This is a genomic window from Mesorhizobium sp. M7A.F.Ca.MR.362.00.0.0 (genome assembly GCF_004023175.1).
Taxonomy (GTDB): Bacteria; Pseudomonadota; Alphaproteobacteria; order Rhizobiales; family Rhizobiaceae; genus Mesorhizobium.
In genome coordinates this window covers 3,325-8,212 of the sequence record NZ_RZTF01000020.1, presented here as the reverse complement: position 1 = coordinate 8,212, position 4,888 = coordinate 3,325, and the positions used below count along the sequence as shown (strand labels likewise).

The window sequence follows — 4,888 nt, the reverse complement described above, 5'->3', positions numbered from 1 at the left end:
GGATCGGTGTCGACCGCCGCGCCGATGCCAACGTTATTTGCCAGAAATTGCAAAGTGTCGGTGGGGCGTGCGTGGTGGTGCGCAACCGGTAATTTGGCCGCTGCCGGCATGGTGTTTGTCCGGGAGAGGCATTTAAAAGCGATAGCCGTGACGTCGCATCCAGCAAAGATTTCAGCTATAGCGGCCGCCATCCTTACTGGGCGGCGGCCCTGTCTTTGACGAGCAGCATGGGTCTCAACATGTTCGATGGATACATCATCTGCGGCACGCCGAGGACCGGTAGCACGCTGCTGTGCAAGCTTCTGGCATCCACGAAGACGACTGGCGATCCGCACTCATTCTATCGGCGGCAGGATGTGCTGGAGTGGGCTGAAGAGTGGAAGCTGCCCGATCGCGACACGATGAGTGAGCTCGACTTCAATGTCGCCTATCTCAACGCGGCGATCGCTGCCGGCAAGGGTGGGACCGGCCTCTTCGGCCTTCGCTTGATGCGCGAAAATCTGGATGAACTCTCGGCAACCCTCGACCGGATTTTCCCGAAACTGCCGTCGGACAGAGCGCGTCTTGAAAAGGCCTTTGGCCGCGTCCTCTACATACACCTCTCGCGGGAGAACAAGCTCGCGCAGGCTGTCTCCCTGATCAAGGCGGAGCAGACCGGTCTTTGGCATATCGCTCCCGATGGCACCGAGATCGAAAGGGTCGCACCGCCGAAAGAGCCCCAATATGATTTCGAGCGTATCAAACGAGAGGTCACGGAACTCGAGACCTATGACGCGGCCTGGAACATTTGGTTCGCAGAGCAAGGCATATCCCCGCTGCGCGTCGGCTATGAGCGCCTTTCAGGCAATCCGGCTGCGACGTTGCTAGGCATCTGCGAAGCCCTGGGAGTCCCAGCACCTGACGAGGAGGATGTAAGCCCCGGCGTTGCAAAGCTTGCTGACGCGACAAGCCTCGACTGGATGCGCCGCTATCGTCTGGAGGCTGCCGCCGTCTGACGCATCCTCATGGATGCAGTCAGGCGGTCTTGGCCACGACGGTCTCGCTGAGCCAGGTGCCGATCTTGGTGCCTAGGCGGTCGGGCGAAACGGGCTTCGGCAGATAGTCGTCCATGCCTGAATCGATGCACTTGTCGCGATCGCCCTTCAGCGCGTGTGCGGTGACGCCGATGATCGGGATGTGGGCGCCCGTCGAGACCTCCATCGCCCGGATGGCGCGGGTCGCCTCGTAGCCGTTCATTTCGGGCATCGAAACGTCCATCAGGATCAGCTTGGGGCGCAGCGCCCGGTACATTTCGACCGCCGTGCGGCCATTGCCGGCGATACGGTAGCTCAAGCCCAACCCATTGAGGATCTGGCCGAAGACCAACTGGTTCACGTCATTGTCCTCGGCAATGAGGATGTCGATCGGTCCGTTCGGCGCGGTTGTCGATTCCGGCGCTGCCGCGACCGGCATTGCCGGGCCGCGGATGACGGTGAAGGCGGGCGGCGCTGCCAGGGGAGCCTGCACGATCGGTTCGCGGACGAACCGCGCCTTGCCGACCTGCGAACGGGCCTTCTGAATCACCGAGATGACGGTGCCGAGCAGCACCGCGGAGCGCGCCGGTTTGGTCAGATGCGCGGCAATGCCGAAGTCGATGATCATCTTGCCGAAATCGACCTGGTCGACCGAGGTCAGGATAACGATCGGGATGGCCGACAGGCGGCTGTCGGAAGCAATGGCTCTGGCGACGTCGGCGCCGTTCATGCCCGGCATCTGGTAGTCGAGGATGATGCAGTCGACGGCGGCGCCGAGTTGAAAGGCGCGGTCGAGGAAGGCCAGGCCGACGGCGCCGCTTTCGGCGGCGGCACAGTCGAAGCTCCAGCTTCTGAGCTGCTCGAGCAGGATTTCGCGGTTGACCGGATTGTCGTCGATGACCAGCACGCGCGCGCCGGTGACGTCGACCGGCACGATCTCGTCGCGCGCCGCGGCCTGATGCGCGGGCAGCGGCACAGCGAACCAGAACACGGAGCCACGGCCGATCTCGCTTTCGACGCCGATCTTGCCTGCCATCAGGTCGACGAGGCGGGCGGCGATGGCCAAGCCAAGCCCCGTGCCTTCATGACGGCGGGTGGACGAGCCGTCCACCTGCGCGAATTTTTCGAACACGTTCTGCAGTTTCTCGGCCGGTATGCCGATGCCGGTGTCTTCGACGCGGACCTTGAGCTGGACCACGTCGTTGACGATTTCGCCGCCGACATCGATCAGCACATGACCCTTCTCGGTGAACTTCACGGCATTGCCGAGCAGGTTGGTGATGATCTGCCGGAACCGGCCGGCGTCACCGACGACATGGGCCGGCAGGCGCGGGTCGACACGCACGATCAGTTCGAGGTTCTTTTCGGCGACGCGCGCCGAGACCAGCGTCGCCACATCCTCGACCGCCTCGGAAAGGCGGAAGGGAGCAGGGTCGAGAGTGAGTTGCCCGGCATTGATCTTGGAGAAATCGAGGATGTCGTTGATGATGGTGAGCAGCGCGTTGCCGGATTTGACGATGACGTCGGTGAAGGTCTTCTGGCGCGGGGTCAGATCGGTCTTGGCCAGCAGTTCGGCCATGCCGAGCACACCGTTCATCGGCGTGCGGATTTCGTGGCTCATATTAGCCAGGAATTCCGATTTGGCGCGGTCGGCGGCCTCGGCCTTGAACAGGGATTCGGCGGATTCGGCAAAGGCGCGGCGGATTGCCACTTCCATCGGGCGGAAGATCCAGAAGGCGACGATGGCAAGTGCCGCGAACAGGATGCCGCTCGCCCACAGCAGCAGCCTGTCGCTTGAGGCATCGGCCAGGTGGCGCTCATCATCCATGGCGGTGCGGACGCGGACCAGCATCGGCTGGGCGAACAGGTCGTTCTGGTTGCGGATTTCGCGATAGCTCCACTCGTCGACCTTTTGCGCCATCGACATCAGGTTGAAATTGCGCACCATGTCGCGCGGCGACCAGAATAGATCGCCGTTGACGGAAGCGGACTGGAGTTCGTTGACGGTCTTGATCGACAGCCGCGGCTTGATCGCCGCAAGCTGGGCGGTCAGCGTCTCGATCTCGCCGGTCAGGCGCTCCGAATGGCCGCGCGCCGATGTGGTCAGGGCATCGCGTGTCTCCGCCCGCCAGGCGGTGCCGGTCGTCTCGGCGAAGCTGGTCGCGTTGCGCAGGTCGCGGGTGAAGATGACGAGATTGCTGCTCAGCGCATCGATGTCGCGGCGAAAGGAATTGACGCGGTCAAGCGCAATCACGATACCGGCGGAAGCCAGCGCGAAGATCAGCAACCCTGAAATATAGCGGATCCGGACCGACCGGATGAAGGACGAATATTCAGGCATGCGCAACCCCAACACATACGCACCATTTTAATGGCCGGGATTACGCTTCATTTACATTAAAATTTCGTTCGTGAGGGCAGGCAGGCCATGCGAACCGCCGGATGGACAGCACGCCTAGGCCGCTTCCACGACGAGGGCGCGGATGCGGCCACGCACCGGGCCTTCCCCGAACCGTTTCCCAAGGGCATTCGCCACGTATCGCGTGGCCTCCTCCAGCGAGCCGCCGCGCGCCTCGATCTCGGCCCGCAGGGGTGTGCCCTGGCAATAGGCGGCCGCCGCCTCATATGGCGAGGAAGCGGCGCTGACAGCATCCAGCGGCTCTACGGTGATATTACCGAAGCCGGCGGCATGTAGGTCGGCGCGGATGACGTCCGCATCGTGATAGCCATGCGGCGTCCTCGCCATGAAGCGAGGCGGATCGGCCGGGAAAAAATGGCCGAGCGCCCGCGTCACTTCCTCGGCGAACTCGTTGTCTTCGATGGCACTCCAGACGTTGAACAGGAAGTGCCCGCCCGGCCGCATCACCCGCCGCGCTTGGCCGTAGGCGCCCACCCGATCGGGGAAGAACATCGCGCCAAACTGGCAAACCACGGCGTCGAACTGTGCGTCCTCGAAGGGCAGCGCCTGGGCGTCGGCTTGCCGCCAGGTGATCCGAGGATCGTCCGCCATCCGCGTGCGCGCGTGGTCGAGCATGGGCTGGTTGAGGTCGGTGACCACGATGCGGGCTTGCGCCGGCAACTTTGCTGCCATCGCACGTGTCACCACACCGGTGCCCGCCGCCACTTCGAGCACCGATTGCGGCCCGAGCTTCGACACCCGCTCTGCCAGATCCCGTGCATATGGCTCGAAGATCAGCGGCACCATCGCCCGGTCGTAGACCTCGGCAATGGAGCCGCTGAACAGCTTGTCGGTGGTCGACATGGCACCCCTCCAACTCTATCCGCACCGCGTGCGTGCCGTGCGGATGGAAAAGCGATGTCGATCCTCTGCCTCGGCAGGCTTCCGCTCAAGTTCTATTTCTAAATTGGCCGGCGGAGGACGAGCAACTTTAGTCAGCTCGATATCTCGGTTGGCGCCAACCTCAACTGGTGCGGGTCGCCACGAACGTCGCCGCTTCTTTCAGCAATTGGGCATCGTCGCCATAGGGCTCAAGCAGCGCATGCGCCTGTGCGACAAGGCCGTGCAACTGGCTGCGCGCCCAATTCGGACCATGCAAGGCCACCAGCGTCGCCTTGCCGGCGGCGGCGTCCTTGCCGGTTGCCTTGCCCATCTGGCTGGCATCGGCGGTCAAATCGAGCAGGTCGTCGGCAAGCTGGAAGGCAAGACCAATCGCCGAGCCGAATTCGGCCAGTCGCTCGCGGTCATCGGCCGGGGCGCCGGCGATGAGGGCACCTGCCTCGCAGGCGAAACGGATCAGAGCGCCGGTCTTCATCGCCTGCAGCCGGATGATGCCGGCCTCGTCCGGCGGCGTCTGTTCGGCTTCGAGGTCGAGCTTCTGGCCGCCGACCATGCCGCCGGGTCCGGCGGCGTGGTC

3 protein-coding genes and 2 pseudogenes are annotated in these 4,888 nt (G+C 63.6%); 2 read left to right on the top strand and 3 right to left on the bottom strand.

Features of this window, described 5'->3' with window-relative positions:
• Both EOC06_RS41725 and EOC06_RS05030 read left to right on the top strand, forming a co-directional pair.
• Nucleotides 1-92, top strand: a pseudogene (locus tag EOC06_RS41725) (lytic transglycosylase); the annotation flags it as partial.
• 147 nt (nt 93-239) lie between these two features.
• Complete coding sequence (locus EOC06_RS05030; RefSeq protein WP_164898471.1) at nt 240-995, top strand: Stf0 family sulfotransferase; 756 nt, start codon at nt 240-242, stop codon at nt 993-995.
• 19 nt (nt 996-1,014) lie between these two features.
• Here the strand turns inward: EOC06_RS05030 and EOC06_RS05025 are convergent, their stop codons facing one another.
• The 3 genes and pseudogenes from EOC06_RS05025 to EOC06_RS41720 form a co-directional block, all read right to left on the bottom strand.
• Entirely contained in the window at nt 1,015-3,354 is a 2,340-nt protein-coding gene (locus EOC06_RS05025; RefSeq protein WP_128307235.1) for a response regulator, read from the bottom strand.
• Between the two features lie 114 nt (nt 3,355-3,468).
• Complete coding sequence (locus EOC06_RS05020; RefSeq protein WP_128307234.1) at nt 3,469-4,275, bottom strand: class I SAM-dependent methyltransferase; 807 nt, start codon at nt 4,273-4,275, stop codon at nt 3,469-3,471.
• A 160-nt stretch (nt 4,276-4,435) separates the two neighbouring features.
• Nucleotides 4,436-4,888: pseudogene (locus EOC06_RS41720) on the bottom strand (polyprenyl synthetase family protein); the annotation flags it as partial.